Source organism: Leifsonia poae, assembly GCF_027921845.1.
Lineage (GTDB): Bacteria > Actinomycetota > Actinomycetes > Actinomycetales > Microbacteriaceae > Leifsonia > Leifsonia poae.
This window is the reverse complement of record NZ_BSEN01000006.1, coordinates 479,632-505,995: the sequence shown is the minus strand read 5'-3', so window position 1 is coordinate 505,995 and position 26,364 is coordinate 479,632. Positions and strand designations below refer to the sequence as shown.

The 26,364-nt window shown below is 69.4% G+C and carries 28 protein-coding genes and 1 tRNA gene; 14 read left to right on the top strand and 15 right to left on the bottom strand.

All coding sequences use genetic code 11. From position 1 onward, the window contains the following. Window positions 1-400 precede the first annotated feature (400 nt). Together PKE84_RS09395 and PKE84_RS09390 are read right to left on the bottom strand one after the other, a co-directional pair. A tRNA-Arg gene (locus PKE84_RS09395) sits at window positions 401-473 on the bottom strand. 39 nt (window positions 474-512) lie between these two features. Next, window positions 513-893: an MmcQ/YjbR family DNA-binding protein gene (locus PKE84_RS09390; RefSeq protein ID WP_271176968.1), complete on the bottom strand. Its 381-nt coding sequence runs from the start codon at window positions 891-893 to the stop codon at window positions 513-515. A gap of 57 nt (window positions 894-950) precedes the next feature. Between PKE84_RS09390 and PKE84_RS09385 the strand changes: the two genes are divergently transcribed. After that, window positions 951-1,568: a dihydrofolate reductase family protein gene (locus PKE84_RS09385; RefSeq protein WP_271176967.1), complete on the top strand. Its 618-nt coding sequence runs from the start codon at window positions 951-953 to the stop codon at window positions 1,566-1,568. Window positions 1,569-1,617: 49 nt separating this feature from the next. On the opposite strand, the gene PKE84_RS09380 is transcribed toward PKE84_RS09385, so the two are convergent. After that, window positions 1,618-2,397 carry a dienelactone hydrolase family protein gene (locus PKE84_RS09380; protein ID WP_271176966.1) on the bottom strand — a complete coding sequence of 260 codons (780 nt, stop codon included), beginning with the start codon at window positions 2,395-2,397 and terminating at the stop codon, window positions 1,618-1,620. A gap of 173 nt (window positions 2,398-2,570) precedes the next feature. On the opposite strand from PKE84_RS09380, the gene PKE84_RS09375 reads away from it, so the two are divergent. Both PKE84_RS09375 and PKE84_RS09370 read left to right on the top strand, forming a co-directional pair. Further along, a complete protein-coding gene (locus PKE84_RS09375) occupies window positions 2,571-2,864 on the top strand; it encodes a GNAT family N-acetyltransferase (protein ID WP_271176965.1) in 294 nt (97 codons plus the stop codon). Between the two features lie 41 nt (window positions 2,865-2,905). Next, complete coding sequence (locus PKE84_RS09370) at window positions 2,906-3,964, top strand: quinone oxidoreductase family protein (protein WP_271176964.1); 1,059 nt, start codon at window positions 2,906-2,908, stop codon at window positions 3,962-3,964. Window positions 3,965-4,089: 125 nt separating this feature from the next. Here the strand turns inward: PKE84_RS09370 and PKE84_RS09365 are convergent, their stop codons facing one another. Further along, window positions 4,090-5,790 carry a SulP family inorganic anion transporter gene (locus PKE84_RS09365; protein ID WP_271176963.1) on the bottom strand — a complete coding sequence of 567 codons (1,701 nt, stop codon included), beginning with the start codon at window positions 5,788-5,790 and terminating at the stop codon, window positions 4,090-4,092. Window positions 5,791-5,816: 26 nt separating this feature from the next. Beyond that, complete coding sequence (locus tag PKE84_RS09360) at window positions 5,817-6,212, bottom strand: SHOCT domain-containing protein (protein ID WP_271176962.1); 396 nt, start codon at window positions 6,210-6,212, stop codon at window positions 5,817-5,819. A gap of 159 nt (window positions 6,213-6,371) precedes the next feature. On the opposite strand from PKE84_RS09360, the gene PKE84_RS09355 reads away from it, so the two are divergent. The 3 genes from PKE84_RS09355 to PKE84_RS09345 are packed head-to-tail and all read left to right on the top strand — an operon-like array spanning window position 6,372 to window position 11,259. Next, window positions 6,372-8,735, top strand: coding sequence for an arylsulfatase (locus PKE84_RS09355; protein WP_271176961.1), 2,364 nt, complete (start codon window positions 6,372-6,374; stop codon window positions 8,733-8,735). 2 nt (window positions 8,736-8,737) lie between these two features. Next, complete coding sequence (locus tag PKE84_RS09350) at window positions 8,738-9,667, top strand: HAD family hydrolase (RefSeq protein WP_271176960.1); 930 nt, start codon at window positions 8,738-8,740, stop codon at window positions 9,665-9,667. Next, on the top strand, window positions 9,664-11,259 hold the full coding sequence (locus PKE84_RS09345; protein WP_271176959.1) for a SulP family inorganic anion transporter: 1,596 nt from the start codon (window positions 9,664-9,666) through the stop codon (window positions 11,257-11,259). Before PKE84_RS09350 ends, PKE84_RS09345 begins: the two co-directional genes overlap by 4 nt. Here PKE84_RS09345 and PKE84_RS09340 read toward each other — a convergent pair. Together PKE84_RS09340 and PKE84_RS09335 are read right to left on the bottom strand one after the other, a co-directional pair. Next, entirely contained in the window at window positions 11,249-12,067 is an 819-nt protein-coding gene (locus PKE84_RS09340) for a hypothetical protein (RefSeq protein WP_271176958.1), read from the bottom strand. The genes PKE84_RS09345 and PKE84_RS09340 overlap by 11 nt on opposite strands. Then, window positions 12,064-14,688, bottom strand: coding sequence for a DUF4062 domain-containing protein (locus PKE84_RS09335; protein ID WP_271176957.1), 2,625 nt, complete (start codon window positions 14,686-14,688; stop codon window positions 12,064-12,066). Before PKE84_RS09335 ends, PKE84_RS09340 begins: the two co-directional genes overlap by 4 nt. 195 nt (window positions 14,689-14,883) lie before the next feature. Here PKE84_RS09335 and PKE84_RS09330 point away from each other — a divergent pair, with 195 nt between their 5' ends. Both PKE84_RS09330 and PKE84_RS09325 read left to right on the top strand, forming a co-directional pair. Continuing rightward, window positions 14,884-15,342, top strand: a complete 459-nt coding sequence (locus tag PKE84_RS09330; RefSeq protein WP_271177140.1) for an SRPBCC family protein — start codon at window positions 14,884-14,886, stop codon at window positions 15,340-15,342. A 55-nt stretch (window positions 15,343-15,397) separates the two neighbouring features. Next, entirely contained in the window at window positions 15,398-15,763 is a 366-nt protein-coding gene (locus PKE84_RS09325) for a hypothetical protein (RefSeq protein WP_271176956.1), read from the top strand. A gap of 54 nt (window positions 15,764-15,817) precedes the next feature. On the opposite strand, the gene PKE84_RS09320 is transcribed toward PKE84_RS09325, so the two are convergent. Next, window positions 15,818-16,030, bottom strand: coding sequence for a hypothetical protein (locus PKE84_RS09320; RefSeq protein WP_271176955.1), 213 nt, complete (start codon window positions 16,028-16,030; stop codon window positions 15,818-15,820). 85 nt (window positions 16,031-16,115) lie between these two features. Between PKE84_RS09320 and PKE84_RS09315 the strand changes: the two genes are divergently transcribed. The 4 genes from PKE84_RS09315 (at window position 16,116) to PKE84_RS09300 (ending at window position 19,843) form a co-directional block, all read left to right on the top strand. Next, on the top strand, window positions 16,116-17,099 hold the full coding sequence (locus PKE84_RS09315) for a helix-turn-helix domain-containing protein (protein ID WP_271176954.1): 984 nt from the start codon (window positions 16,116-16,118) through the stop codon (window positions 17,097-17,099). 174 nt (window positions 17,100-17,273) lie between these two features. Next, on the top strand, window positions 17,274-18,218 hold the full coding sequence (locus tag PKE84_RS09310) for an NADP-dependent oxidoreductase (protein ID WP_271176953.1): 945 nt from the start codon (window positions 17,274-17,276) through the stop codon (window positions 18,216-18,218). A gap of 108 nt (window positions 18,219-18,326) precedes the next feature. Further along, window positions 18,327-18,989, top strand: coding sequence for a TetR/AcrR family transcriptional regulator (locus PKE84_RS09305; RefSeq protein ID WP_271176952.1), 663 nt, complete (start codon window positions 18,327-18,329; stop codon window positions 18,987-18,989). Continuing rightward, window positions 18,986-19,843, top strand: a complete 858-nt coding sequence (locus tag PKE84_RS09300; RefSeq protein ID WP_271176951.1) for a 3-hydroxyacyl-CoA dehydrogenase — start codon at window positions 18,986-18,988, stop codon at window positions 19,841-19,843. Before PKE84_RS09305 ends, PKE84_RS09300 begins: the two co-directional genes overlap by 4 nt. A 143-nt stretch (window positions 19,844-19,986) precedes the next feature. On the opposite strand, the gene PKE84_RS09295 is transcribed toward PKE84_RS09300, so the two are convergent. The 5 genes from PKE84_RS09295 to PKE84_RS09275 all read right to left on the bottom strand — a co-directional run bounded on the left by PKE84_RS09295 (window position 19,987) and on the right by PKE84_RS09275 (window position 24,253). After that, on the bottom strand, window positions 19,987-20,583 hold the full coding sequence (locus PKE84_RS09295; RefSeq protein WP_271176950.1) for a DUF6611 family protein: 597 nt from the start codon (window positions 20,581-20,583) through the stop codon (window positions 19,987-19,989). Window positions 20,584-20,707: 124 nt separating this feature from the next. After that, window positions 20,708-21,781, bottom strand: a complete 1,074-nt coding sequence (locus PKE84_RS09290) for an AI-2E family transporter (protein WP_271176949.1) — start codon at window positions 21,779-21,781, stop codon at window positions 20,708-20,710. 138 nt (window positions 21,782-21,919) lie between these two features. Beyond that, window positions 21,920-22,609 carry a hypothetical protein gene (locus PKE84_RS09285; RefSeq protein WP_271176948.1) on the bottom strand — a complete coding sequence of 230 codons (690 nt, stop codon included), beginning with the start codon at window positions 22,607-22,609 and terminating at the stop codon, window positions 21,920-21,922. 47 nt (window positions 22,610-22,656) lie between these two features. Further along, window positions 22,657-23,214: a GIY-YIG nuclease family protein gene (locus tag PKE84_RS09280; protein ID WP_271176947.1), complete on the bottom strand. Its 558-nt coding sequence runs from the start codon at window positions 23,212-23,214 to the stop codon at window positions 22,657-22,659. Window positions 23,215-23,296: 82 nt separating this feature from the next. Further along, window positions 23,297-24,253: a hypothetical protein gene (locus PKE84_RS09275; protein WP_271176946.1), complete on the bottom strand. Its 957-nt coding sequence runs from the start codon at window positions 24,251-24,253 to the stop codon at window positions 23,297-23,299. A gap of 189 nt (window positions 24,254-24,442) precedes the next feature. Here PKE84_RS09275 and PKE84_RS09270 point away from each other — a divergent pair, with 189 nt between their 5' ends. Continuing rightward, complete coding sequence (locus PKE84_RS09270; RefSeq protein ID WP_271176945.1) at window positions 24,443-25,207, top strand: nucleotidyltransferase domain-containing protein; 765 nt, start codon at window positions 24,443-24,445, stop codon at window positions 25,205-25,207. Here the strand turns inward: PKE84_RS09270 and PKE84_RS09265 are convergent. Next, a complete protein-coding gene (locus PKE84_RS09265; protein ID WP_271176944.1) occupies window positions 25,204-25,380 on the bottom strand; it encodes a hypothetical protein in 177 nt (58 codons plus the stop codon). The two genes, PKE84_RS09270 and PKE84_RS09265, sit on opposite strands and share 4 nt — an antisense overlap. 101 nt (window positions 25,381-25,481) lie before the next feature. Here PKE84_RS09265 and PKE84_RS09260 point away from each other — a divergent pair, with 101 nt between their 5' ends. Beyond that, window positions 25,482-25,748 (top strand): hypothetical protein, encoded by a 267-nt coding sequence (locus PKE84_RS09260; protein WP_271176943.1) that lies wholly within the window; start codon window positions 25,482-25,484, stop codon window positions 25,746-25,748. A 19-nt stretch (window positions 25,749-25,767) separates the two neighbouring features. Here the strand turns inward: PKE84_RS09260 and PKE84_RS09255 are convergent, their stop codons facing one another. Next, window positions 25,768-26,340, bottom strand: a complete 573-nt coding sequence (locus PKE84_RS09255) for a TetR/AcrR family transcriptional regulator (protein WP_271176942.1) — start codon at window positions 26,338-26,340, stop codon at window positions 25,768-25,770. Between the last annotated feature and the right edge of the window lie 24 nt (window positions 26,341-26,364).

Sequence of the window (26,364 nt, the reverse complement as noted above, 5' to 3'; positions counted from 1 at the left end):
TCCGCTCCCTCCGCCGCGATCGGGTCGACCACAAGATGTGGTTCCGTCTCGCGCAGCGGCAACAACATATTCGGTCTGAGGGCAGCCATCGGCTCGGATCCGGCGCCGTGCACGAGGTCCGCGGCCGGGATGCGCAGCCGAGGTCCCTGGTCTACGCGCCTGTCACCCGGACCGGCCGCCGGTGCCCGAGCCCGCTCCTCCACTCGCACCGCGCTGAGTGGTCGCGAATTGTCGCGCGGAGCACGATTTCGACCCGTGCGGCGACAATTGGTGACCACTCGGCGCCGGCCACGACGATCGCCTGTGGACAACCATGCGGCGAGGGGACAATCATGCGGGAGACGGCACCAAACGAAAACGGCCCGCTTTCGCGAGCCGTTCTCTACTGTCTCAACCAGTGTGCGCCCGGAGGGATTCGAACCCCCAACCTTCTGATCCGTAGTCAGATGCTCTATCCGTTGAGCTACGGGCGCAATGGCCTGATGCGATACGCTCGCGGGCCGGATTAGAGCTTACATGACGCCGTCGAGTACCGCCAATTGGCGCTTCAACGCGACCTGGCGGTACGACGTCTCGATCAATTCGGCGAGTTCGGTCCAGTCGGCGTCCCGGGTGTCGAGGTCGACCGCCAGCCAGCCGGATGGTCCCCAGTACGGGGGCGAGAAGAAGCGTTCGTCCTCGCGCAGCGCCCGCGCCTCCTCCGGGTCCGGCTTGAACACGACCGTGTTCGGGCGGTCCATGCTGCTGCCGACGATCGCGAAGATCTTCTTGCCCGCGCGGAACGTCGGGCGGCCCCAGGCCTCGACCTCCACCGACTCCGGCAGCCGCAGGCACAGCCCCCTCACCCGCGCGACCAGCCGGTCGCCCGCGTCGAAGAGCTGCGGATGTTCCATGGCAGGAGGGTACCGCCGACGTGCGACCCGCGCCAGACTGGGGCGGGGAGGTCGATGATGACTGTTTTCATCGATATGACGGTGTCGCTCGACGGCGTCGCGGCCGGTCCGGAGGTCGGCCTGTCGCACCCGCTCGGCATCGGCGGCGGCCGGCTGCACCGCTGGATCGGGATGGGCGGCGACCAGGACATCGACGATCCGCCCGCGCGCGCAGGAGAGCCCGACGGGATCGATGCGGCCGCGGCCGCCGCGATGTTCGAGGGCACCGGTGCGTTCGTCATGGGGCGCACCATGTTCGATGTCGGCATCGACCTGTGGGGGCCAGACGGCGCGTTCGGCGTTCCGGCCTTCGTGGTGACCCACCGGGCGGAACCGGTGCTGGTGCGCGGCGCGACCACCTTCACGTTCGTGACCGAAGGGCTCGAGACGGCCGTGCACTGGGCGCGGGATGCGGCGCAGGGCCGCGACGTGTGCATCGCCGGCGGCCCCACCCTGGCCGACGCCGCGCTGCGAGCGGGTCTGGTCGACGAGCTCGTACTGCACGTCGTGCCCGTGCTGTTCGGCGAAGGCACCCGTCTCTTCGAGGATGGTCCGCTGCACCGCGTCGAGCTGATGCCGCTGGCCACCACCCAGACCGCGGCCGCCACGCACCAGCGCTACGCCGTTCTGCGCTGAGCCGAAAGCCACTGCGGCAACGAGCCTCGCCGCTCCCTGCGGGCGGCGGCTACGCGAACACCTCGTCGAGGAAGCACACCATCGCCCGCCAGCTGCGGGCATCCGCCACCGGCCGGTAGCGGTCGGTTCCCGGGATCGTGAACGCGTGCGGCGCGCCCGAGTAGCTCGTCACCTGCCAGTCCACGTGCGGGGCCGCCCGCAACTCGTTCTCGAAGGCCACCACCGCGTCATCCGGCACCACGGGGTCGGATGCGCCCGTGAGCACCAGCAGCGACGCGGCGATCGCACCCGCATCGCTCGGATCGTGCGTCACCAGACCTCCGTGGAACGACACGACGCCACGGGCGGGCGCACCCGTGCGCGCGAACTCGAGCGCGGCCGTCCCGCCGAAGCAGTAGCCGATCACGGCGAGACGCGCCGGGTCGACAGCCGGATGCTGCAGCAGCGTCGTGAACCCGGCCGACACCCGCGAACGCAGCAGGGGGAGATCGCGGTAGTACTTCGTCGCTTCGGCCGATGCGTCGTCGCCCGTCGGGCGCACACCGGCGCCGTAGAGGTCCGCCGCGAAGGCGACGTAGCCGAGCCGTGCGAGCATCTGCGCGCGCATCCGCACGTTGTCGCCGACGCCGTGCCAGTCGTGCAGGATCAGCACGGCCGGCTTGCGCTCGTCGGCCTGCACGTCGCGGGCGAGGTAGCCCTCCAGGGCGAGCCCCTCGTGCTCGTACGCGATGACTTCGGCGTCGATCACGGAGTGGGGACGGATGGGGACCTGCGCGAGCAGGGCCTCGTGGGCAGGCGAGAGGGAGGGCATCGGGGATGCGATGGTCACAACGGCTCCAGGAACTTCGGTTCGCGCTCCGTCGGTCGACGGGCGCGGCCTGGCCTGCTGTGGCTCGGGTACGCGGTATGCAACACGCGGAATCCCCAGGGTGCGGGTCGGGATCCCACGAGTTTCACCATACATCGGGTTGCCTCACGACGCGACGGACGTACCATTGGCGCATGAGCACGGAGTTCAGCAACGAGACCGATGCGAGCCGCTACGCGATGCACATCGACGGCGAGCTGGCGGGGGTGCTCGACTACAGCATCCTGGGCTCGGCGATCTCGCTGACCAGGGCTTTCACGGTTCCCGCCCGACGCGGGCAGGGACTAGCCGCGCAGCTCGTCGAGTTCGCGGTGAACGACATCGAGGCCACCACCGACCTCCGCATCGTGCCGATGTGCTGGTATGTGGCCGACTGGTTCGAGGCGCACCCCGAACGCTCGGGTCTGCTCGAGCGCCGCGCCGGCTGAATGAGCGATCCCGGGCGACCCCTCACCGAATGCGGCGCGAGATGACGACGACGCGACGGGTGCGGGTCACGGCCTTCGGCGCGGCCGACGTTCTCGTGATCGAGTCCGCGGGCCTCCCGGCGCCGCGTCACGGAGCCGTGGTGGTGCGCGTCACACACGCGTCCGTCGGCGCGACCGACGTGCTGGCTCGTCGCGGCGGCTACCTGCTGCAGCCGCGTGCCGGCTTCACCCCCGGCTACGACGGGGTCGGCGTTCTCGAGACGGGCAGCGAAGACGCCGAGCGTCTCGGTCTGCGGCCCGGGATGCGCGTCGCATTCTGCCTGCCCCGGATGCGCACCCACAGCACGCGACTCGTCGTCTCCCCGTCCCTCCTGGTGCGCGTGCCCGATGAGCTGACCTCCCCGATCGCGGCGACCGCTCCCCTCGATCTGCTCACGGCAGGCCTGGCGCTGCATCTCACCGGTGCGCAGAGCGGGGACTGGCTCCTCATCCAGGGCGTCACCGGCGCTGTCGGATCGTTCGCCGCGCAACAGGCGACGCGCGCCGGCATCCGGATCGCCGGCACCGCATCGGCGCGATCAGCGGAGTCCGCCCGCGCGTCCGCCTCCGTCGTCGTCGACTACACCGACCCCGACTGGGCCCGCGTTCTCCGCGATGCCGTCGGCGGCCGGGTCAGCGCGGCGATCGACCACACCGGGGCGGCCGCGGTGCGCGATGCCGTCGATCCGCGGGGAATCGTCGTACGAACAGCCTTCACCGGACGCGCGGGCCGCGAACGCGCAGATACGGCGGTGGGCGGGTTCAGGTCGAGCATCCGGCGCTGGGGGCATCCGCGGGAGCGCGTGTGCTCGGTGCCGCTCTTCATCGCCACCCGTCGCGCCGCATATCGCCGGATGCCGGTCTCGCCGACCTCGCCTCGGGCGCGCTCACCCCTCCGGAGGTCGAGCTGTTCCGCTTCGACGAAGTGCGCGCCGCCAACGAGCGGGCCGCGCATCCGGTGCCGCGGCGCAAAGCCGTGCTGGAGATGCCGCCCGCCTAGCCGCCTGCGGCCCAGGTCGTGTGGGAATGGCGGATGGCCATTCCCACACGGCATCGGGTAAGACGCCGGCGCCGCCGAAACGGCCCCTAACTCCGTGCAGCGACACGCCGGTGACAACTTGAGTAAACATCGACGTCAACCGGACAGTCAACTCCGGTAGGCACGTTCGGCTCCCTGGAGGTCGCGTCAGGTCGCCGACGGCGCGAGCGCCTGGAGCGCGCTGCGGTTGGTGTCGTAGATCGTCACTCCGTCGATGAGTTCCAGGTGCTGCAGCCGCTCGCGCAGCCCCGGCCGCAGCCGCGTGAGCCCGAGGTCGGTGTTGCGGCTCTCGAGCCACTCCCGCAGCGCGCGCCAGGCGTCCGCCCCCGTCACATCGACGTCGGTCACCGCCTCCATGTCGAGCACCAGATGCTTCGCGTCTGCCGCGCGCACCGCACGCTTGACCGCCTGCTCGAAGGGCGAGCTGTTCGCGAAGAACAACGGCGCCGCGAGGCGGATGACCACGACGCCCGGCGCCGTCGGCTCGCCGGGTGGCGCCTCGTCGAGCAGCGAGCTGCCGGGGTCACCGTCGGCTGCGAGCGTGTCGATGGCGGGATTCGCGGCGCGGCGGGTCACGTTGATCACGGCGAGCACGAAGGCGATCACTATGCCCGCGATCGGCCCGAGCAGCAGCGACCCGAGGAAGCAGGCGGCCGCGATGACGAACTCGAAACGGTCCTGCTTCCACAACGAGATCAGGTCCGGGATGCCCAGCAGCGGCACCACGGCGACGGCGACGATCGCGCCGATGGCGGGCGACGGGATGTCCTCGAGCAGCGCGGTGCCGAAGATCAGGAGCGCGAGAGTGCCGACCGCGGTGATCAGCGTCGGCAGCTGCGTGCGGGAGCCGGCCTGGTCCATCGCGGCCGTACGCGACGTGGACGAGCCGACCGTGAAGCCGCCGGTGACGCCGGCGCCGAGGTTGGCGACGCCGAACGCGAAGAGCTCGCGGTTCGGACGGGTGGGATAGCCGCGCTTCTCGCCGTACGAGCGGGAGACCAGCAGCCCCTCCCCCATGGTGACGAGCGTCAGGGCGATGGCCGAGGGGATGAGCGTGAGCCACTCCGTCCACGCGATCACCGGCCAGGTGAACGTGGGAGGACCGGCCTCCACCTTTCCCAGCACAGAGACGCCCGCCTTCTGCGCGTGGGTGAGGACGACGACGATCGTGCCGACGATGAGAACCACGAGCGCCCACGGAACCGCCCGCGCGATCCGGCGACCGCCGAGCAGCACGATGAGCGCGCCGATCGAGATGAGGAGCGACCAGCCGTTCAGCGTCACCAGGCCGCCGAACAGACCGCCGAGCTTGTCGACGAACTCTCCGCCGCTGTCGATCTTGACCCCGAGCATCTTGGCCACCTGGCTCACGAGGATGTCGAGCGCGAGGCCCCCGACGAATCCGATCAGGATCGGCTTGGAGAGGAAGTTGGCGAGGAAGCCCAGCTTGAAGAAGGAGCAGAGCAGGAACAGCACGCCGCCGATGAGTGCCTGCGCGAGCGCGAGCGTGATGTAGTCCTTGCCGCCTGCGACGGCGAGCCCGCCGAGCGAGGAGGCGACGAGCGCGGCGGCTGCGGCATCCGGCGATGCGACGAGCTGCCGGGACGACACGGTCAGCGCGTAGAGGATCGCCGGGACGACCAGGGCGTAGAGGCCGGCCGTCGGCGGGAGCCCGGCGATCTGGGCGTAGCCGATGTTGAGCGGCACCGCGATCGCGAGGAGGGTGACGCCGGCGAGGATCTCGCGCACGGCGTTCTTGGCGGTGAGACCCGCCAGCGGGCGGATCCGGACTCGACTCTCCGGCGCCGCGGTGTCGCGCGGCGCCGGAGAACCGGAGTTGGTGGTCACGTCAGGTCAGGTGAACCGACGTGCGGTCAGGCGGACGGGTTGTGAGCCAGCGCGTGGGCCTTGAGGTGCTCGAACTCCTCCTGCGTGATCGTGCCGGCGTCGAGAAGAGCCTTCGCCTTGGCGATCTCGTCGGCCGGGCTGGCCGCGGCGACCGTGCGGATGTAGCTGTCGGTGGCCTGCTGAACCTGCTTGGCCTCTTTCTGGCTGCGCTCGGCCATCCCCGGTCCGCGCGCGATCAGGTAGACCAGCGCCGTGAGGAAGGGCACGAAGATCAGGAACAGGATCCACACTGCCTTCCACCAGCCGTTGAGCTTGTGGTCGCGGAAGAGGTCACCGATGATGGCGAACAGCGCGAACAGGTAGGCGATGAACGCGAAGCTCCAGAAGAAGAGCCAGATGATGTCCCAGAAATTGCTCCACATAGTGCGATCGATCCCCTCGTGCACCCTGCGCCCAGTGCACAGGGATGCGGTGAATGTATCGTGCGCCCGGTCACGGCGTCTAGACCCTCTGTTATGCAGGGAGACGCTCGGCTAGGGTCGGCTGCAACGCATCGAAGCTCATGATGGAGGGGACGCAACATGGTTGACGCGCAGGACTCGGTACAACGGGCGACACTCCCGATTCCCGATCTGGCATATACGGGGACGGTCACCTACGACGCGACCGATCCGGATACCCACTATCCGCCGATCAAGCGACTGCTTCCGCCGTCCGACGCCCCGAACGTGCTGGTCGTCCTCATCGACGACACCGGCTTCGGGGCGTCGAGCGCTTTCGGGGGTCCTGTTCACACGCCCAACTTCGAGCGCGTCGCCGCGCAGGGCCTCAAGTACACGCGGTTCCACACGACGGCCCTGTGCTCGCCGACCAGGGCCGCACTGCTGTCCGGACGCAACCACCACACCGTCGGCATGGGCGGCATCACCGAGATCGCGACGAGCGCCCCCGGGTACAACTCCCTGCGACCGAACAACTGCGCTCCACTGGCGGAGACGCTGCGCCTCAACGGCTACAACACGGCGCAGTTCGGCAAGTGCCATGAGGTGCCGGTGTGGGAGACGAGCGCGGTCGGACCGTTCGACCACTGGCCGACCCCCGGTGGCGGCTTCGAGTACTTCTACGGTTTCATCGGCGGCGAGACCAACCAGTGGTATCCCGCCATCTACGAGGGAACGACCCCGGTCGAGCCGTGGGGAACCCCCGAAGAGGGTTACCACTTCATGGCCGACATGACCGAGAAGGCCATCGTCTGGACGAAGCAGCAGAAATCGCTCGCCCCCGACAAGCCGTTCTTCACCTACTTCGCCCCCGGCGCGACCCATGCCCCGCACCACGTCCCGCCGGAGTGGGCCGACAAATACACGGGGAAGTTCGACCAGGGCTGGGACGAGATCAGGAACGAGACCTTCGCGCGCCAGAAGGAACTGGGCGTCATCCCCGAGAACGCGACGCTCACGACGCGCAGCGACGGCATCCCGGCCTGGGATGAGATGAGCGACGAGATCAAACCTGTGCTCGCCCGCCAGATGGAGGTCTACGCCGGGTACCTCGAGTACGCCGACCACCACGTGGGCCTTCTGCTCGACGCGCTCGAGGAGATCGGCGAGCTCGACAACACGCTCGTCTACGTGATCATCGGCGACAACGGCGCCTCCGCCGAGGGCACGATGACCGGAACGACCAACGAGGCGTTCACGATCAACCACATGACCGAGATGGAGGACGACGCGTACAAGATCGCCCACAAGGACGACCTCGGAACGCCGCGCTCCTACAACCACTACGCCATCGGCTGGGCGCACGCCATGGACACCCCGTACCAGTGGACCAAGCAGGTGGCCTCGCACTGGGGCGGCACCCGCAACGGCACCATCGTCTCGTGGCCGAAGGGCATCGCCGCGCGCGGCGAGATCCGCAACCAGTTCGCGCACGTGATCGACGTGGCGCCGACCGTGCTGGCCGCTGCCGGCATCCCGGAGCCGTCGACCGTTCACGGCGTGACGCAGCGACCCTACGAGGGCACCCCGATGAACTCGACGTTCGAGGCCGAGGACGCCGACGAAGTGCACACCACCCAGTACTTCGAGATGCTGGGCAACCGCGCGATCTTCCACAAGGGTTGGACGGCGGTCGCCCTGCACAAGAAGCCGTGGCTCGGGTCGGACCACGGCCTGGACGAGGACGTCTGGGAGCTCTACAACGTCGAGGAGGACTGGACGCAGTCGCACGATCTCGCCGCCCAGGAGCCCGAGAGGCTCGCCGAACTCCAGCGGCTGTTCCTCATCCAGGCGGCGCGGTTCAACGTGCTCCCGCTCGACATCCGGTCGGCCGAGCGCTTCAACGAGGAGATCGCCGGACGGCCGGCGCTCGTGAAGGGGACCTCGCAGACGTTCTACCCGGGCATGAAGCGCCTCAGCGAGAACTCGGTCGTCAACGTGAAGAACAAGTCGTTCACGGTGACCGCCAAGCTGACCGTGCCGGACGGCGGAGCGAGCGGCGTCGTCATCGCCCAGGGCGGTGCGTACGGCGGATGGTCGCTCTACCTGACCGACGGCAAGCCCGCCTTCGCGTACAACATCATGGGCATCACGACCGACTTCACTCGATCGGAGACGGCGCTCGAACCCGGCGAACACGAGCTCGTGATGCATTTCGCGTACGAGGGCGGCGGTCTCGGAAAGGGCGGAACGGTCACGATCACCGATGGCGGCACAACGCTCGCCGAGGGGAACGTGGAGCGGACGCTGCCGTTCTTCTTCTCCATGGACGAGACCGTCGACATCGGCGAAGACCTGGCCTCGCCGGTCTCCAGCGACTACGGCGCGACCGGCAACGCGTTCACGGGGAAGATCTCGTGGATCCGGCTGGATGTCGGCGACGACAACCACGATCACCTGATCGATCCGGAGCACCGGCTGCAGATCGCGATGACCCGGCAGTAACGATGAGCGACCTCCTGCCGTCCTGGCGTGACACGGCGACGAAGAGCGCCATCGTCGACTTCGTGGCCTCGGTCACGACCGGCGATGGCACCCTGCCCCCGGACGAGCGCGTCGCGGTGTTCGACAACGACGGCACGCTGTGGACCGAGAAGCCCATGCCGACCCAGCTGCACTTCATCGTGATGCGCTGGGCGGCGGCCGCAGCGGCCGACCCGTCGCTCGCCGACCGTCAGCCGTACAAGGCGGCGGTGACCAACGACCTCGCGTGGCTCGGAAAGGCGATCGAGAAGCACTACGACGGCGACGACAGCGACCTGCACACGATGATCGGCGCGATCCTGGCCACCACCGCAGGTGAGAGCGTCGAGGAGTACCAGGCCGCGGTGACCGGGTTCTACCGGGACGCCAAGCACCTGACCCTCGGCCGTTCCTACGCCGGCGCGGTGTACAAGCCGATGATCGAGCTGCTGCGATTCCTCGAGGCCAACGGGTTCACCTGCTACATCGTGTCGGGCGGCGACCGCGACTTCATGCGGCCGATGTCGCACGACTACTACGGCATCCCTCCCGAGCGGGTCGTCGGCTCGGCCGTCGGTCTCAGCTTCGACGAGACCGCGAACGAGGTGCGGTACGGCAACGCCTTCTCGTTCATGGACGACGGACCGGAGAAGCCGGTGCGCATCTGGAGCAGGGTCGGGCGGCGCCCGGCGCTCGCGGTCGGCAACTCCAACGGCGACATGCAGATGCTCGGATACGCGAGCGGGCTCGGGATGCTCGTGCACCACGACGACGACACGGGACGCGGCGACGAACCGTACGATGCCGGCGCGGAGAGGGCGCTGGCCGCGGCATCCGGGAACGACTGGACGATCGTGAGCGTGCGCGACGACTGGTCGCAGATCTTCCCCCAGCCCCAGGCAGCCGACGCGTGACGGCCACGACGGCCGCCCGGCGCCGCATCCCGCTCTTTCCCACCCTGGCCGGCTACCAGCGGAGCTGGCTGGGCCGCGACATCCTCGCCGGCGTCTCGGCCGGCGCTGTCGTCATCCCGCAGGCGATGGCGTACGCCACGATCGCGAACCTGCCGGTTCAGGCCGGCCTGTACACCTGTACGGTGCCGATGTTCGTGTACGCGATGCTCGGAGGCTCGCGGGCGATGAGCGTCTCGACGACCTCGACGATCGCGACCCTCACCGCGACCACGCTCGTCTCGGTCGGCGTGGCGGCGCACTCGGACGACATCCCGCGCGACCTGGTGACGCTCACGCTGCTCGTCGGCATCATCCTGCTGGTCGCGCGCCTGCTGCGGCTGGGATCGCTCGTCGAGATCATCAACCGCCCGACGTTGCTCGGCATCCAGGTCGGGGTCGGGGCGACCGTCGCCGTCGGTCAGCTGCCCAAGCTGCTCGGCGAGGAGTCCCAGCCGACCGGGGAGGGCTTCATCCGGTCGATCGTGGCCGTGATCGAGGCGATCCCGCACGCGAACCTCGCGACGACCCTGCTGTCGGCCGGGTCGATCGCCGCGCTGTTCCTGTTCAAGCGGTTCCTGCCGCGGGTGCCGGGGCCGCTGATCGTGGTGGTCGTCGGCATCCTGCTCGTGGCGTTCGGCGTGTTCAACGGCGCCGGGGTGGACCAGATCCCGCCGGTTGCGCAGGGCATCCCCCTCCCGACGCTGCCCAGCCTGCAGAACGTCGTCGGGCTGGTTCCCGGCGCGTTCGCGATCGCGGTGATGGCCTTCCTGGAATCGGCCGCCGTGGCCCGCGGCATCCGGGACCCGGGTGATCGTCCGATCGACAGCAACCAGGAGCTGCTCGCGACGGCCGGCGCCAGCCTGATCGGCGGGTTCTTCCAGACGCTCCCCGCAGCCGGCGGCTTCTCGCAGAGCGCCGTCAACAGAGCGGCTGGCGCCCGCTCGCAGCTGGCCGCGCTGGTGACGGTCGCGCTCGCGCTGCTCGTCGGCCTGTTCCTCGGTCCGATCATCGGGCTGCTGCCGCAGGCGACGCTCGCGTCCCTCGTCTTCGTCGCGGTGTTCGGGCTGATCGATGTGCGAACGCTCGCCAGCCTGTGGCGCATCAGCCGGCGCGACTTCTGGGTGGCGATGGTCACGACCCTGGTCGGGCTCACAGCCGGGTTGCTGGTGGCGGTGGCGACGGGAGTCGTGCTCACGCTCATCCTGCTGCTCTCGGCGCTGAACAAGCCGCGGATCGCCACCGCTGCCGGAGCGGACGGCGAGCTCGTGGTCTCGCTGCTGGCGCCGCTCTACACGGCCAATGTGCTGGGAACGGAGCAGGCCGTGCTCGCCGCGGCGGACGCGCAGCCGGGGCTGACGGTGCTCGTGCTCGACATGTCGGTGCTGCAGGAGATCTCGTTCACCGTGATCGAAACGCTGGAGGACCTCGACCGGGAACTCGCGGGGCGCGGCGTCGAGCTGCGGCTGAGCCGTCTGCCGGCCGGCGCCCGCGCGGTCGCCGAGCGCACGGGATGGTTCAGCGGGCTCGAGGGGGCCGGACGGGTCATCCGTTGAGGCGGCGGAGGCGGACTTCGGCCCAAATGTAGATCGCGGCGTAGGCGAGCAGCGACACCAGGATGCCGCAGACGAACATCGCTGCTGACGGACGGGCCCAGAGCAGCTCCCGGTTGCGGATGGCCAGCGCGAGCGCGATGAACACCAGGCTCGCCAGCTGCGCCTGGAAGACCTGTCGGAACGCCGACCAGCGGCTGTCGCCGAGCATCCACACATTGACCATGCCCGGCAGCGTGAGGATCGCCCCGCAGACCCGCGCCGTCAACGGCGTGAGCTTCCAGCCCCATACGTCGATCGCGATCTGAGGAACGACGAAGAGGCACAGGCCGACGACCAGTGCTGCCAGCCCGACCACCGCGAGCAGGATGCGCACCCAGGCCGGGATGACCACGTCGCGTTCGTCGGGCACACGCGGATCCTCCCGCCGGTTGAGGATCATCGCCACGAGCACCATTAACGGGGTGGTCACGTAGAGCGTCACCCACACGATGAACGAGATATGCCCGAAGTGGAATTTGCCCCAGTGCAGGAACGTCGCGACGGCCAGCAGCGTGGCGAACAGCAGTACAGCGGGGAACCCGTAGCGCACCGCATGCCACCGGTTCGGGCGCACGACGTGCACGAAGAACCAGATCCCGCCGAAGTACGCGCTGCCGAGGAGCATGGCGGTCAGCGGCGGCGCGATCGTCCACGCGAAGAGCGTGTCCGTGTGGTCGGCCAGCGGGTACAGGATGACGAACGCCGCGACCAGGAACGGGATGATGATCGCGCCCACCACTCGTGTGTACGGCAGGATGCGGTCGGTCATGTCCCGCTCGCCGTCAGCGGTGCCGACGCCTCGGCGACGGCCTCCTCCTCGCTCAGCGTCCGCCCCTGCATCACCGCGTCGTCGAGGCCGTCGGCACGGCCGCTCGCCACGAACTGATCGACGAAGGTCTGGTGGAACGAGAACGCCGGCGCGTTGTGCAGTCCGCTGCGCTCGCGCAATGACCGGGATGCCCCCAGCAGGTGACCCGCGCGCACCACGTCTCCCGCGAGAGCCGCCACGGCAACCAGACCTTCCAGCGCGTATGCGACGCCTTCGACGTGGCCGAGCCGGGAGGAGATGCCGAGGCACTCGCCGAAGTCGACCGCCGCATCCTGAACATCGCCGAGCAGCAGCCGGGCCCAGCCCCGGTGGTGCAGCGCGATGGTCTCGGCGAGCTCGTCGCCCTGCCGGCGCGCGATACGCAGACTCTCCTCGAAGCGGTTCAGGGCGCCGTGCACGTTCTGCCGCAGCAGTGCCACCCGCCCGAGCATCACGAGCGCCATCGACTCGCCCCACAGGTCACCGCTCGACCGGAACAGGCCGAGACTGGTCTCCATCGCGTCGTCGGCGCGCGCGGGATCGGGACTCTGAGCGGCCAGCAGTGCGAGGGCGAGCGAGATCAGGGCCAGAGCCTCGCCGGCCGCATCGCCTTCGCGGTGGAACAGCTCGGCGCTCTCGGTGAGGCCCGACGCGACCGTGCCGTCCGGGTCCTGCCAGAACGTGATCGCCGTGGTGAAGTACAGCGCCGTCGCCCGCGTCACGTCGTCGAGCTCGTCCCCCGACGCCAGTGCCTCGTCCATCCACCCGCGCACCTCGCCGAGCAGACCGGCGACCCACCAGTAGACGTAGAGCGTCCAGGCGAGGTGCGCGGCGGTGCGCCAGTCGCGCTGACCGAGAAGATACCGTTCCGCCGCACGCAGGTTGTCGCTCTCGTCGCCGAGGCGCAGCACCCACTCCGCCTGCTTCGCTCCCTCGAGCTCCAGCTCGGCACGATCGCCCAGTCGCACGAAGTAGTGCGCGTGCACGCCGCGCATGCGCTCCAGCGCTCCGTCGGCGATCAGTCGCTCGAGGGCGTACTCGCGCACCGTGGCGAGCATCGAGAAGCGCGGACGCTCGCTGGTGTCGTGCTGGCTGAGCAGGCTGCTGTCGACGAGCGCTGCGAGAGCGCTCAGCGTGTCATCGTCACCCGCGCCTCCTGCCGCGCTGCCGCCTGCTGCGGTGCCACCGTCGGCGTCGCCGCTCTCCGGCCCGCTCGCGGCCACGAACTCTGCCGCCTCGATCGTGAAGCCTCCCTCGAACACCCCGAGGCAGGCGAGCAGACGACGCTCGCTCTCCCCGAGCAGCTGCGTGCTCCACTCGATCGTGCTGCGCAGGGTCTGCTGACGCTCCGGCAGGTCGCGGGCGCCCCCGACCAGAAGAGGCAGCCGCCGGTCGAGGCGCTCCAGCAACTCCGGCGCCGACAGCACCCGGATGCGCGCTGCCGCCAGCTCGAGCGCGAGCGGCACCCCGTCGAGCGCCTCGCAGATGCGCACGACCGCCTCGGCGTTCTCGGTGGTGATCTCGAAGTCCGGTTTCACCGCGTGCGCCCGCTCGACGAACAGCGCCGTGGCCGGCTCGCCCACCAGGGGCCCGAGCTCGAAGCTCTGCTCACCGCCGAGCCGCAGCAGGGACCGGCTCGTGACGATCACCGCGATGCCGGGGGCAGCGCCGAGCAGCGCGGCGAGAGCGGGAGCAGCACCCAGCACCTGCTCGAAGTTGTCGAGGACGAGCAGCATCTGCCGGTCGCGCAGCGCCGTGACGACCTTCTCGGTGATCGGCGCATCGCCGGTGTCGCGCACGCCGATGGTCTGAGCGAGCGTATTCGGCACCGCCGCGGGGTCGTGCACGGTGGAGAGGTCGACGAAGACGGCGCCGTCCGCGAACCGCGGAGCGAGCGCCGTCGCTGCGGCGATGGCGAGCCGGCTCTTGCCGATGCCGCCGGAGCCGGTGATCGTGACCAGGCGGGTGCCTCCCAGCAGCATCCCTTCGAGGTCGGCGAGTTCTCGTTCGCGGCCGATCAGCTCGGTGAGCGGAGCGGGGAGAGCCGCGGCCGCTCCCTCGCTCTCGGCCGCCGCAGCCGGCGCCGACTCCGCGGCTCGGCTCAACTCGAACCGCTCCGCGAGCAGCGTGGCCAGGTCGGACTCGAGCAGCACCGCGAGTTCGTCGGCCGACTCGAAGTACTTGAACGACGCCCGGTCGTCGGAGCGGATGCGATCGAGGAGTTCCTTCAGCCGCGGCTCCCGATTCTCAGCGGGGTCTTTGATGTAGAGCAGACGCGGCAGATCCGGCGGGCACAGGTTGTATTCGTCCTCCAGCCCGGACACGTCCTCGTCGGGCGCGACCCAGCCGTAGCGCTCCCAGTAGATTCCGACGAACACGTCGCACTGCTGCAGGTAGGCCCGGTAGAGCTCCCGCGGCGGATGCGGGCGTGCGCCGAGTTCGAACATCACCGGCGCCAGGTGCAGTCGCTCGACGGCGGCTCTCGCGGCCCGGCGCTCGGGCGCGAGTTCCTTGAGGGTCGAACTGACGAAGATCCGCAACCGCTGATCAGGGGTGCGGATGACGCGAGCCCCTGCGCTCATGTCCTGAATTCTGTTGCCCCGCGGCCGATTAGTCCAGCGTTTTCCCCCGGTCGTTGCCGACTACCCGGGCCCCTACCCGCACCGCGCCCGATGTCGACCCCCTCACGTACGTGCGCAGTCCCGCCTACTGTCCACGGTGATGCCAGAGCGCATCGCGGCGCCGACCGGCCCGCACCCGACAGAAGGAGTACTCCCATCGCTACCGTCACCTCATCCGTCGATGTCGACGTCCCCGTCTCCATCGCCTACAACCAGTGGACCCAGTTCGAATCGTTCCCCCACTTCCTCGACGAGGTCGTCTCGATCCGTCAGCTCGACGAGACCCACACGCACTGGGTCGTCAAGATCGGCGGAGCGGAGCGCGAGTTCGACGCCGAGATCACGGAACAGCATCCGGATGAGCGGGTCGCGTGGAACAGCGTCGGCGGCGAGGTCGACCACGCGGGCGTCGTCACCTTCCACCGCCTCTCCGAGTCGACCACCCGCGTGACGGGGCAGCTCGGCTGGACCCCGGCCGGCGCACTGGAGAGCCTCGGTGCGGCACTCGGCGTCGACGATCACGCGATCAAGAAGGATCTCAAGAACTTCAAGGAGTTCATCGAAAGCCAGGGGTCCGAGACCGGTGCCTGGCGTGGAGACGTGCAGGCCGGCTGAGCCGGCGCGTCGCCACCCCTGCCGCCCGTGAGGGCCCTGTGGCTAAGCTGTGCGCATGAGCACGAAGAGCAAGCAGGGTCCTCACGAGGAGACGACGCTTCACATGGGAGGATCCCGCGGACTGTGGGGTGCCTTCGCCGGGCTGATCGTCGCCGTTCTGATCGCCTACCCGCTGTCGGCGTGCATCGCCTTCGCCACGCATCCGGCCTCGCAGAAGCTGTTCGGCGGGCGCCTTGAATCGGCGTCGCAGGGCGGGTTCGCGGCCTTCTGGTGGGTTCTCGCACTCGCGTGCATCGCGCTGCCGTTCATCGTCGGCTTCGGGATCGCCAAGCTCTCCGCACGCACGGTCGGCATCATCACGGCCGTCGTCGTGGTATTCCTGATCCTCATCATCGTGCTCGGTCAGCTGTTCGCCTTCTGAGCGGGTCGGGCGGGCGCGTCAGTCGCGTGCGCCCGTCGAGCGTCGGTCTGAGCGTCAGCGCCCGGCTTCGCGTGCGTCGAGCACGCCCTGCAGGTCGCGGAACGCGCGCTCGTCGTCGCGCGTCACCCGCCCGCCACGCGCCTGGATCGCCGCCGGCAGCCAGTCGCTCAGCGTGAAGCGCCGGTGGCGCGGCTCCGCCTGCTCGGAACGCGTCACCCGGGCGATCCATCCGTGTTCCATTCCTTGTGTCCACACTGTGTTTGCCATGTCTCTAACGCTACGTTCGAACATATTCGGCCACGAGATGGCATTGGGACTATCTTCGTAAAGATTCCGCCAGTACACTCGGGGCATGATCCACTCGGTGGCAGTGCCCCTGATCGACGACTTCGCAATGTTCGAGTTCGGTGTGGTCTGCGAGGTCTTCGGCCTCGACCGCAGCTACGCCGGCCTCCGCCCGTTCGACTTCCGCGTCTGCGGTCTCGAACCGGGCGTGCCCCTCACGAATCCGACCGGGGCGTCGATCATCCCGCCCTTCGGTCTCGAGGCGATGGAAGACGCCGACCTGATCGCGGTGCCGGCGGCCCGCATCCGTGACGACTACCCGGAGGAGCTGCTCGACGCACTGCGACGCGCGGACGCGCGTGGGGCCATCCTGCTGAGCGTGTGCTCGGGCGCCTTCCTGCTGGGCGAGGCGGGGCTGCTCGACGGGCGCGACTGCACCACTCACTGGCGCTACGCGGATGCGCTCGCCCGCCGCTACCCGAAGGCGCGCGTCGACCCCGACGTGCTGTTCGTCGACGCGGGCAACCTCATCACGAGCGCGGGGACGTCATCCGGCATCGACGCGAGCCTGCACCTGGTGCGCCGCGAGCTGGGGAGCGCCGTCGCCAATACGATCGCCCGCAACATGGTGGTGCCGCCGCAGCGCGACGGCGGTCAGCGCCAGTACATCGACCGCCCGGTACCCGAGGTCGCCGGCGACACCTTCAGCGAGCTGCTCGACTACCTCTCCGACCGGCTCGACGAGTCGCACACCGTGGACGCCCTTGCCAAGCGCGCGCACATGTCGACCCGCAGCTTCGCCCGGCGCTTCGTGGCGGAGACCGGCGTGGCGCCGATGCAGTGGCTCACGCGCCAGCGCGTCCTCCACGCCCGGCTGCTCCTCGAGACGACCGAGCTGCCGATCGACGAGGTCGCCCGCCAGTGCGGCTTCAGCAGCGCGACGCTCTTCCGCCACCACTTCGCCCAGGAGGTCGGCGTCGCGCCGACGCAGTACCGCCGGTCCTTCGCGAGCGACCCTGCCGACGAAGGTGCGCGCTCCCTGGTCGGCTGAGTTGGCGCTTGTTGTCGCTGCGGGGCCGGATTCCCGCCCCTACGCGACAGTTTGTGACGTCTCGTTTCGCCGTGGGTGCTCCCACCTGTCGAGAGCCTTCCGCTCACCGCGGCGAGGTGATGGGATCGATGGGGGCGTCGGCGGAACCGCCGCGGAGCGAGCGAAGGAGAACCAGTGGCAACGGTTGTGCAGTACGAACGATTCGGCGGACCCGAGGTGCTCGAGGTGGTGGAGGTTCCGACGCCTGACGCTCCCCCGGGCGCCGTCGTCGTCGCCGTGAAAGCCGCCGGGGTGAACCCGATCGACGCCAAACTGCGCTCGGGCGCCCGCGCGAGTTCCGAGATCACGGAGCCGCGCCGTGTCGGTTCGGATGCGGCGGGCGTGGTCGTCGACGTCGGCGACCGCGTCTCGGACTGGTCGATCGGCGACGAGGTCGTGGTGCGCAACGCCGACGGGGCGTACGCCAGCCACGTCGTCGCGCGGGAGGATCAGCTCGTGCGCAAGCCGGCATCCGTGTCGTGGGAGGTCGCCGCCGCGATCGGCGTGCCGGTGAGCACCGCCTACCAGGCGCTCCGCTCCCTCGGCGTAACGGATGGCACGACCCTGCTGCTGCACGGCGGCTCCGGGAGCGTCGGCCGCGCGGCCATCCAGTTCGCTCATCGCTGGGGCGCGACCGTCATCGCGACCGCGGCCGAGAACAACCACGAGCGGCTGCGGGAGCTCGGGGCGATCCCGGTCGCCTACGGCGGTGGGCTGGCCGACCGCATCCGTGCCGCTGCACCCGGAGGCATCGACCGCGTGCTCGATGCGGTCGGAACCGGCGAGGCGCTCGAGACCTCGTTCGAGCTCGTCGCCGACCGGGATCACATCGGCACCCTCGTGGTCGGGGCGAGGGCCGCCGAGCTCGGGATCCACGCCTGGTCGGGCGGCAACCCCGTGCCGCTCACCGCGGAGGAGCGCCGGCTGCGCGCCGAGGCCTATGACGTCGTGCTCGATCTCCTGGAGCGGGGCGAGTTCCAGATCGACATCGCCCGCAGCTTCCCGCTCGCGGAGGTCGCCGAGGCGCACCGGCTGGTCGAGGGCGGCCACCCGGGCGGCAAGGTGCTGCTCATCCCCTGATCGGGCGCTGACGGGCGCGGGGCGGCGCACCGCTCGACTTTCCGATAAAAACTGAGTAGACTCATTTATGAGTTCATTCATTTCGTGCGATCGGGAAGAGGTGTGACGATGACGGATGAGTCCACCCGGCCCGCAGGCCGGCGCGAGCGCAACAAAGAGGAGAAGCGGTCGCGCATCTTCGATGCAGCCGCCCGCTTGTTCGACCGCGACGGATTCGCCGCCGTCACCACCCAGCAGATCGCGGACGAAGCCGACGTCGCCGCCGGCACGGTGTTCCGCTACGCCGCCACCAAGGCCGAGCTGCTCGTCATGGTCTACAACGACAAGAGCGCCCAGAGCATCCAGTCGGGCATCGACGCCGACGATCCGGATGGCCCGGCCGCCGATCGGGCGCTCCGCCTCGTCACCCCGCTGGTGCGCGCCGGCCGCAACAGTGACGAGAACACCCTCGTCTACCAGCGCGAGATCCTCTTCGGCGACCCCGGCGAGCGCTACCGCGCGGAGGGGCTCGAGCTGTTCGTCGCACTGCGCGAGCGCATCGCCGCCACCCTCCGCGACTCCTGGCTGCGCGCGAACCCCGGCGCCTCCCCCGCACCCGACAGCGCCGCCGCTGCACGGGCGATCTTCGCCGCCATGCACCTCGCCATCGCCGATGCCGCCATCACCGCGACCTCGACCGACGACCTGCTCACCGATCTCGCCGCGGACTTCGAGGTGATCGCCCGCGGCTACCTGACCACCCCGACCACCTCTGAGAAGGAGCAGCAATGACAGACATCACCAACGTCACCGTTCTGGGAACAGGTGTTCTCGGCTCGCAGATCGCGTACCAGACCGCCTTCCACGGCTTCACCGTGACCGCCTACGACATCACCGACGAGGTGCTCGCCACCGCCGAGAAGCGGTTCGCCGGTCTCGCCGCCACCTACGAGTCCGAGGTCGCGGGGGCCGCCGGCGGCGCGGCCCAGCAGGCTCTGCAGCGCATCCGGTACTCGTCCGATCTGGCGGACGCCGTCGCTGACGCCGACCTGGTCATCGAGGCGATCCCCGAGAACCTGCAGCTCAAGCAGGAGACCTACACGAAGCTCGGTGAGCTCGCCCCCGAGAAGACGATCTTCGCCACCAACTCGTCCACCCTGCTGCCGAGCGACCTCGTCGCATTCACCGGGCGGCCTGCCGAGTTCCTCGCCCTGCACTTCGCCAACCACGTGTGGGTGAACAACACGGCGGAGATCATGGGCACCACCCAGACCGACCCCGCGGTGTACCAGACGGTGGTCGACTTCGCCTCGGCGATCGGCATGGTCCCGATCGAGATCAAGAAGGAGAAGGCCGGCTACGTGCTCAACTCGCTGCTGGTCCCCCTGCTGGATGCCGCATCCGAACTGCTCGTCGACGGAATCGCCGACCCCGAGACCATCGACAAGACCTGGCGCATCGGCACGGGATCCCCGGTGGGACCCTTCCAGATCTTCGACATCGTTGGCCTCACGACGGCCTACAACATCTCCGCGGCGGCCGGCCCCAAGCAGCGCGAGTTCGCCGCGTACCTCAAGGAGAACTACATCGACAAGGGCAAGCTCGGCCTGTCGACGGGCGAGGGCTTCTACCGCTACTCCGCCTGAGAGGAACCGGACGCCGTAACGAGACCGAGGCGGCAACGAGATCGAGGCGCCGACGCGCCGTCACAACCCCCGTAGTGACGGCAGCCGCGTCGGCGCCTCGCTGTCAGCGAGCCTAGCATTAACCGGACGAATGGTATGTTTACTCAGCGAACGCTCGGCTGACCTGCAGCTGTGATCGTCGCGTAGACCTGACCCCACCCGGCCTCGAACTCGACCTCGCCGATCTCGCCACGATCCTTCCGCTTCTCCAGAGCGAGAAGCGCTGCGCGGCAGGCACCCAGCGTGCGCGCGTCACCCGCTCGGTGCAGTGTCGTCCCGACCACCATGCTCGACGCGCTGACGCTGCGGCACGCCCGCCGCAGCTCGCGGGACACCCGCGCGAGCACCATGCACCCGGCCACGTACAGCCCGAGCATCCCGACGAGCGCCGCCCACGACGCGACCGGCGCCAGCACCATTGCGGTGACGAGCGCTCCGAGACCGCCCACCAGCGGCCACTGGCGATAGGCCATGAGGATCCTGCGCTCCGCTGCGTTGGTTCCCGGCGCGAACACGACGAGGCGGTGCGAGACCACCCCGCTGCGGTGCGCGCTCGCGCTCGACGTCTGGTCGAGGTAACCCCACGGATGGCGTCCCTCCGACAGCACGCGGAGGCACCGCTCGACACGGCGACCGGCTCGACGGGGACGGTCGCCGCTGCGACGTTCGAGGGCGGATGGAAGACGGGATGCAGTGGACACGCTCCTGTTCTACGTGCGCGGCCGCCCCGCCATCGGGATCCTTACGGAATCCGGACGCGTGAGGGCCGCATCCGAACGGAACACGAACGCGGCCGCCCATGGACCACCGGCTGCGCCGCCCGCGTCAGCGGAGCTCCTTGCGCGGCATCACCAGCTCCTTGATGATCAGGATGATGCCCGCCGAGATCGGGATGGCGACGAGCGCGCCGGCCAGCCCGAACAGTGTCGACCCGGCGAGCGCGGAGATCAGCACGACCGAGCCCGGGATCTGCACCGCCTTGCCCATGACCTTCGGGGTGAGGATGTAGGCCTCGACCTGCATGTAGATGAGCATGAAGATCAGCACGATGAGCGCCGAGACCGGCGAGTGGATCAGCGCGATGATCGTCATCGCGATCGTCGTCAGCACCGTTCCGATCAACGGGATGAGTGTGATGAAGAACGCCGCGATGCCGATGAGGAACGCGCCGGGCACACCCGTGACCACCAGGAGGATCGTGCTGTACACCGCGTTGAAGAACGCCAGGATCACCATGCCGCTGAGGTACTTCCCGAAGTTGCGCAGGATGCGTTCGGAGTACTCGATGAAGGTCGGCCGGTGCGAGGCGCTCACCAGCTTGTAGGCCGCGTTCTTCGTGGAGTCGTAGCTGGCGATGAAGTAGATGGTGAGGATCAGTACGAAGAAGCCGGAGGTGATCGCGTCGAGCACCCCGAGCCCGAAGCCGACCACCCCGCTGCCGATCGCGGCCCAGACGGTCGGGTCTTTGACCTCCTTGGCGATCCAGGTGACGAAGTTGCCGAGCACGCCGTTGCTCGCCTCGTTGGCCGTGTCGAACCAGCCCTGGTCGCGCAGGGTGTTGATCTCTTTGGGGATCGCCTGCACCAGGTAGCTGATCTGGCTGACCACCAGCGGGAGCACCACCCAGACGATCGCAACCGCGACGCCGACGATCAGCAGGATGACCGTCACGATCGCCCACGCCCGCGAGAAGTGGTGCCGCTGGAACCACCGGATGAGCGGGTCGAGCCCGACCGTCGCGAACGCGGCGAAGAAGATCATGAACAGGATCGAGCGGAGTCCGTAGAGCGCCAGCCCGGTGGCGATGGCGCCGATGACGCCCAAGGAGACGAGATAGCCCCACTGCAGGGGTGTGCGCGAGCTGCGCGGCTCGAACGGCTGCTCAGGCCGTGGTGCCACCACCGTCGTCGCCGGTGCCGTCGCCGGCTGCGCGGCCGGTGTTCGCTTGGATGCCCGCATCGTCGTCTCCCCAGGGTTCGATGGTGCTCACCCTAGTGGGAAGAAGCGCTCGGAATCAGTCCCTCGGCGCGGTGTCGATCACCAGGCGTCGGCCGGAGCCTGCACGATCTCGACGGGCCGCGTACTCCAGTGGGCGCCGTTGGCGTAATGGCTCGACGCCCATGGAGACGCCCAGATCGCCTGGGCAGTCGCATCCGCGGAGCTTCCGGCGGCGAGGCCGGCCACGATCTCCGGATACCCGCGGTGCAGGTTCTCGGCGCAGTAGCGCGCGGCCGTGACCAGGTCGGGATAGCTGCCGAGGCCGGCGCCCCCGCCGGAGCCGTAACCGTTGTTCAGCGGGTTGTTACGGTTCCACCAGTCGGGAGGACCGTTCTCCTGCCGCATCCAGCGCAGGATGACGGTGACGTTCTCTTCGGTCTTCGGCCAGCCGCCGAACAGGAGCACGAGTTTGGCCCAGTCGGCGTTGGTCCCGTTGTTCGCCAGGGTCTGCACGCCGTCGGTCGCGGCGACGCCATCGCGCACGACGGTCTGCGCCGTCACGCCCGGTGCGACCTTCATCGTCTGCCCGGCGATGCGCTCATCGAACGTCGGCACCGCCGCCTGAGCCCGCTGGGTCGGCGCGATGGAGAGCCCGGCGATGAGCGCGAGCGCCATCAGACCGAGCGCGATGCGGTTCGGCAACGGCAGCGCCATGACGACGGCCGGAGTCGGCAGGCGTCGGCCTGCCGAGCGGCGGCCGTGTGCGCGTTGGGGGTCTGCTGGCTGCATACCCGTTCGAGGGTACCAAAGGGTTGCGGGTTCGTGAACCGGGCCGATCAGCCGCGCAGCGCGATCCGTTCGCTGCGCCAGCGGTCGTAGAGGCCCCACGGATCGTCCACTCCGGCACTCAGGGCGGCGAGGTGCGCGGCGAGGTCGTCGTTCGGCTCGAACCATTCGGTGCGAGGGATGCGGTGGGCGGCGAACTGCCGGTGCCGGCGCTGCTCGAGCATCCGGCCGCCGCGCTCGAACGCGAGTACCTCGTGGTGCGGGAGTGCTGCGATCCGCTGGCGAGGGTTACCGGACGTTCCGATCTTCACCCGGTCGTCGAAGCGCAGGTAGTAGACGACGTCGACGCGGTCGTCGAGCGCATCGCCGTCGGGGATATCGCCCTGCCGCCACTCGCAGATCGCGCAGAGCCAGCCCGACGGGTACCGCACGCCGAGACGCGAGCCGCATGCCAGGCACGGTGACGGGAGGAGGTCGGTGATCCCCACGTCGGAGGCGACCCAGTCGTACGCCGCCACGAGGTGGTGGGTGCAGAGCGGCACCGGGGAGCCCGCCTCGACCGGATCCGGGCAGGGCGCGCCGTTCGGGAGGAGGACCGCGCAGTGCATGCCGGAACGATAGCGCGCACCGCCGACGCCGCGACGTCGCCCCGGCAGCACCTTTTCGGTGCGCGCCGGATGCAAGCCGGTGTCAGGCGTATCCGACGACTCCGGTGAAGTCCGGAGAGCCGTCGGGGCGTGCGGGGAGCGGTGCACCGTTGATGTAACGGGGCCACTCGAGTTGCAGACCGGAGCCGACGACGAGTCGCGGGTATGCGGTCGACGGCGGCGCGAAGGACGGAGCGGCGGGGACGGCCGGCGGTGTGGGAGTTGTCGGCGCCGCCGGAGCGGGCGCAGTGGGCGGAGCGGGCGGCGCGGCCGGAGTCGACGGCGCGGCCGCCATGGGCTGCCAGCTCTGGAACGCCGCCGCCGGCTGCTGCACCGGCCGCGGCGGGAACTGCTGCTGGGGCTTCGCCACCTTCGGACCGAAGAGCGAGAAGGTCAGCGGGATCAGGATGGTGCCCAGAGCATCCAGGATCGCGATCACGCCCATCAGCCGCCAGTACGTCTCGCCGAAGTCGACACGCGTGAAGATCAGCGGCAGTGACAGTCCGACCGTCAGCAGTCCGACGAGGGTGAGCGTGCCGATGGTCACCTTGCTCATGAGAGGGCCGGTGAACCGGCGCTGCGTGTTGAGCACCAGGTGGATGTGGAGCAGCCCGAGCCGCGCGACGGCCACCAGCGCGAACCAGGCGAACGGCTCCCACCAGGGGGAGCTCCCGTCGTACGTGTTCGGCGTCCAGACCTTCACGAGACCGGCGATCAGCAGGTAGACCGAGGTCACGACGCTGACGGCGCCGAACCAGGGGGCGCGCCGCGCCGACACGTCCGCGTCGTACCAGGAGACCAGCGAGAAGAAGACGAAGAGCGAGATCGTGCCGATCAGACGCCAGCACAGTTCGTCGAACTCCCCGATGAGAACCGCGTAGACGCCGACGAGCGCTGCGGCGATCAAGGCCCCGATGACGATGCGGGGCATCAGGTGGCGAACCCACGCGTACTGGCGGGTCTCCGGTCGGTGGAGCGGGGCAGGGGCGGTCGTGCTCATGGGATGCCTCTCATATGCCGTTGCGTGCATGCGCCCTCGGGTCGGGCGCTCCGCCGAGCGTATCGAGCGGGTTCGGCAGCTGGTATCCGTGCACACACGGATTCTCAGCCCGCCCCGGTGGCCCGGCCTACGATGGCGCTGAGCCGATGTCCGGGGCGCGGCGTCGATCGCTCTCGCTACGATGACCGGATGGACGACGCCCGGTTCCTCGACGCTGTTGCCGATCGCCTCGCCTCCCTTCCCGCGGTCGAGGCGGTGAGCCTCGGAGGCTCGCGCGCTCAAGGCACGGAGCGGCCCGACAGCGACTGGGATCTCGCCGTCTATTATCGCGGCGCCTTCCGTCCGCAGGCGCTCCGCGACCTCGGCTGGCCGGGCGAGGTCGCCGAGATCGGCGGGTGGGGCGGCGGAGTCTTCAACGGCGGCGCCTGGCTGACGATCGACGGACGCGCGGTCGACGTGCACTATCGCGATCTCGACGTGATCGAGCACGAGCTCGGCGAGGCCGAGGCCGGGCGTTTCCGCATCGAGCCGCTCCTGTTCCACCTCGCGCTCATCCCGAGTTATCTGGTGGTCGGCGAGCTCGCCATCAACCGTGTGCTCCGCGGCTCGCTGCCGCGCCCCCACTACCCGGATGCTCTGCGCCGGGCTGCTGCCGACGAGTGGTCGGGCCGCGCGGAGATCACAGCGGTGTACGCCGAGCGCAACCACGCAGCCCACGGCCGGGTGACGGCCTGCGCCGGGCTGCTCGCGACGTCGGCGATGCAGTTCGCGCACGCGGTGATGGCCGCCCGGGGCGAGTGGGTCACCAACGAGAAGACGCTGCTCGACCGTGCGGGCATGCGCTCGGTCGACGACCTCGTCGTGGAACTGACCCCCGAACCCGCGCGCCTCGGCGCGGCCGTCGCCGAACTGGTCGAACTCGGCCGGTCACGACTGGCCGACGCCAGGGGCTAGTCGACGTCGACCGACCAGATCGGAAGACCGTTGGCGGTCAGCCGGTCGGTCTCGATGTAGATCGCCGTGCGGCCGTCTTCGTCGGTCAACTCCGCCTGAAAGGCGTACTCCGTCAGATCCCAGGTGCGGCCGTCGAACGGGCCGCCCTCGAGCTGCGCGATGCGGGCATCCATGGTTGAACGCTACTCCCCCGCGGCCCGGTAGCACCCGCAGAAGATGCGCGTACTATCGCCAGGGCAGCCAGCTGAGGTTGCTCCGACCCGAAGGAGGCGCGATGGACGTTCCGACTCTTGTCGTGGGAACACAGCGCTATCGCTTCGATGTCGACGTCGAAGATCTGAAGCGCTCGATCGTCGACGCCGTGCGCAACGGAGGCTCGTTCGTGACGATCATCAGCACGGCCGGCCGGCGCACGGACCTGCTCATCACCGCGTCCACCGAGGCGCGCATCGAATTCGCCCCGCCGCCCGAGCCGGAGAGCGCCGGTGCGAGCGGACCGGAGACGTTCCGCGACGACTTCGATCTGGACTACGGCCTGTAGCCGTCCGAGGGGGCGCGGCCTAGGCGCTCACGTCGGGATCGGTCGCGAACCCCTCGCGGAAGATGCGGCGCGCCCGCTCGGCGATCGCCGGACGCTCGTCGTGGTCGGTGCGCGAGAGCAGGAACGCGAGCATCGACACCGCGAGCATCACGTCTCCCCCGGTGACGCTCGCCCGGATGCGCCCGGCGTCCTGATCGCGCACGAGCACCGCGTCGACGACGGCGGACACCCGCGCGCCGAGCTCTTCGGCCCGCGGGTCGTGGCGCTCGGTGCTGATCATGTCGATGAGGGCGGTGGAGGCGATCGCCTGTTCGGAGATCTCGTCGAAGAGGTCGCTCATGCGGGCATCCGGTCGATCTCGTAACGCCTCGAGATCGGTGATGTTGTCGTCGAACACCGCCAGCGCCAGCGCGATGCGATCGGGGAAGTGCCGGTAGAGGCTGCCCTGTCCGACCCCGGCTCGACGGGCGACCGCGCTCAGCGGAGCGGCGAATCCGCCCTCGGCGAAGACCTCGCGCGCGGCGGCGATGAGAGCCCGACGGTTCTCGGGACCGGCACTTCGTCCTCTGTTCATCTTCCCGTCAGCTGGCACGGGTGTAGCGTACTACCGGACAGT

Coding starts and splice junctions, on each gene's coding strand:
- PKE84_RS09390 (WP_271176968.1), bottom strand. CDS start 893: ATGGAACATCCGCAGCTCTTCGACGCGGGCGACCGGCTGGTCGCGCGG.
- PKE84_RS09385 (WP_271176967.1), top strand. CDS start 951: ATGACTGTTTTCATCGATATGACGGTGTCGCTCGACGGCGTCGCGGCC.
- PKE84_RS09375 (WP_271176965.1), top strand. CDS start 2,571: ATGAGCACGGAGTTCAGCAACGAGACCGATGCGAGCCGCTACGCGATG.
- PKE84_RS09370 (WP_271176964.1), top strand. CDS start 2,906: ATGACGACGACGCGACGGGTGCGGGTCACGGCCTTCGGCGCGGCCGAC.
- PKE84_RS09360 (WP_271176962.1), bottom strand. CDS start 6,212: ATGTGGAGCAATTTCTGGGACATCATCTGGCTCTTCTTCTGGAGCTTC.
- PKE84_RS09355 (WP_271176961.1), top strand. CDS start 6,372: ATGGTTGACGCGCAGGACTCGGTACAACGGGCGACACTCCCGATTCCC.
- PKE84_RS09350 (WP_271176960.1), top strand. CDS start 8,738: ATGAGCGACCTCCTGCCGTCCTGGCGTGACACGGCGACGAAGAGCGCC.
- PKE84_RS09340 (WP_271176958.1), bottom strand. CDS start 12,067: ATGACCGACCGCATCCTGCCGTACACACGAGTGGTGGGCGCGATCATC.
- PKE84_RS09335 (WP_271176957.1), bottom strand. CDS start 14,688: ATGAGCGCAGGGGCTCGCGTCATCCGCACCCCTGATCAGCGGTTGCGG.
- PKE84_RS09325 (WP_271176956.1), top strand. CDS start 15,398: ATGAGCACGAAGAGCAAGCAGGGTCCTCACGAGGAGACGACGCTTCAC.
- PKE84_RS09320 (WP_271176955.1), bottom strand. CDS start 16,030: ATGGCAAACACAGTGTGGACACAAGGAATGGAACACGGATGGATCGCC.
- PKE84_RS09315 (WP_271176954.1), top strand. CDS start 16,116: ATGATCCACTCGGTGGCAGTGCCCCTGATCGACGACTTCGCAATGTTC.
- PKE84_RS09305 (WP_271176952.1), top strand. CDS start 18,327: ATGACGGATGAGTCCACCCGGCCCGCAGGCCGGCGCGAGCGCAACAAA.
- PKE84_RS09300 (WP_271176951.1), top strand. CDS start 18,986: ATGACAGACATCACCAACGTCACCGTTCTGGGAACAGGTGTTCTCGGC.
- PKE84_RS09285 (WP_271176948.1), bottom strand. CDS start 22,609: ATGCAGCCAGCAGACCCCCAACGCGCACACGGCCGCCGCTCGGCAGGC.
- PKE84_RS09280 (WP_271176947.1), bottom strand. CDS start 23,214: ATGCACTGCGCGGTCCTCCTCCCGAACGGCGCGCCCTGCCCGGATCCG.
- PKE84_RS09275 (WP_271176946.1), bottom strand. CDS start 24,253: ATGAGCACGACCGCCCCTGCCCCGCTCCACCGACCGGAGACCCGCCAG.
- PKE84_RS09270 (WP_271176945.1), top strand. CDS start 24,443: ATGGACGACGCCCGGTTCCTCGACGCTGTTGCCGATCGCCTCGCCTCC.
- PKE84_RS09265 (WP_271176944.1), bottom strand. CDS start 25,380: ATGGATGCCCGCATCGCGCAGCTCGAGGGCGGCCCGTTCGACGGCCGC.
- PKE84_RS09260 (WP_271176943.1), top strand. CDS start 25,482: ATGGACGTTCCGACTCTTGTCGTGGGAACACAGCGCTATCGCTTCGAT.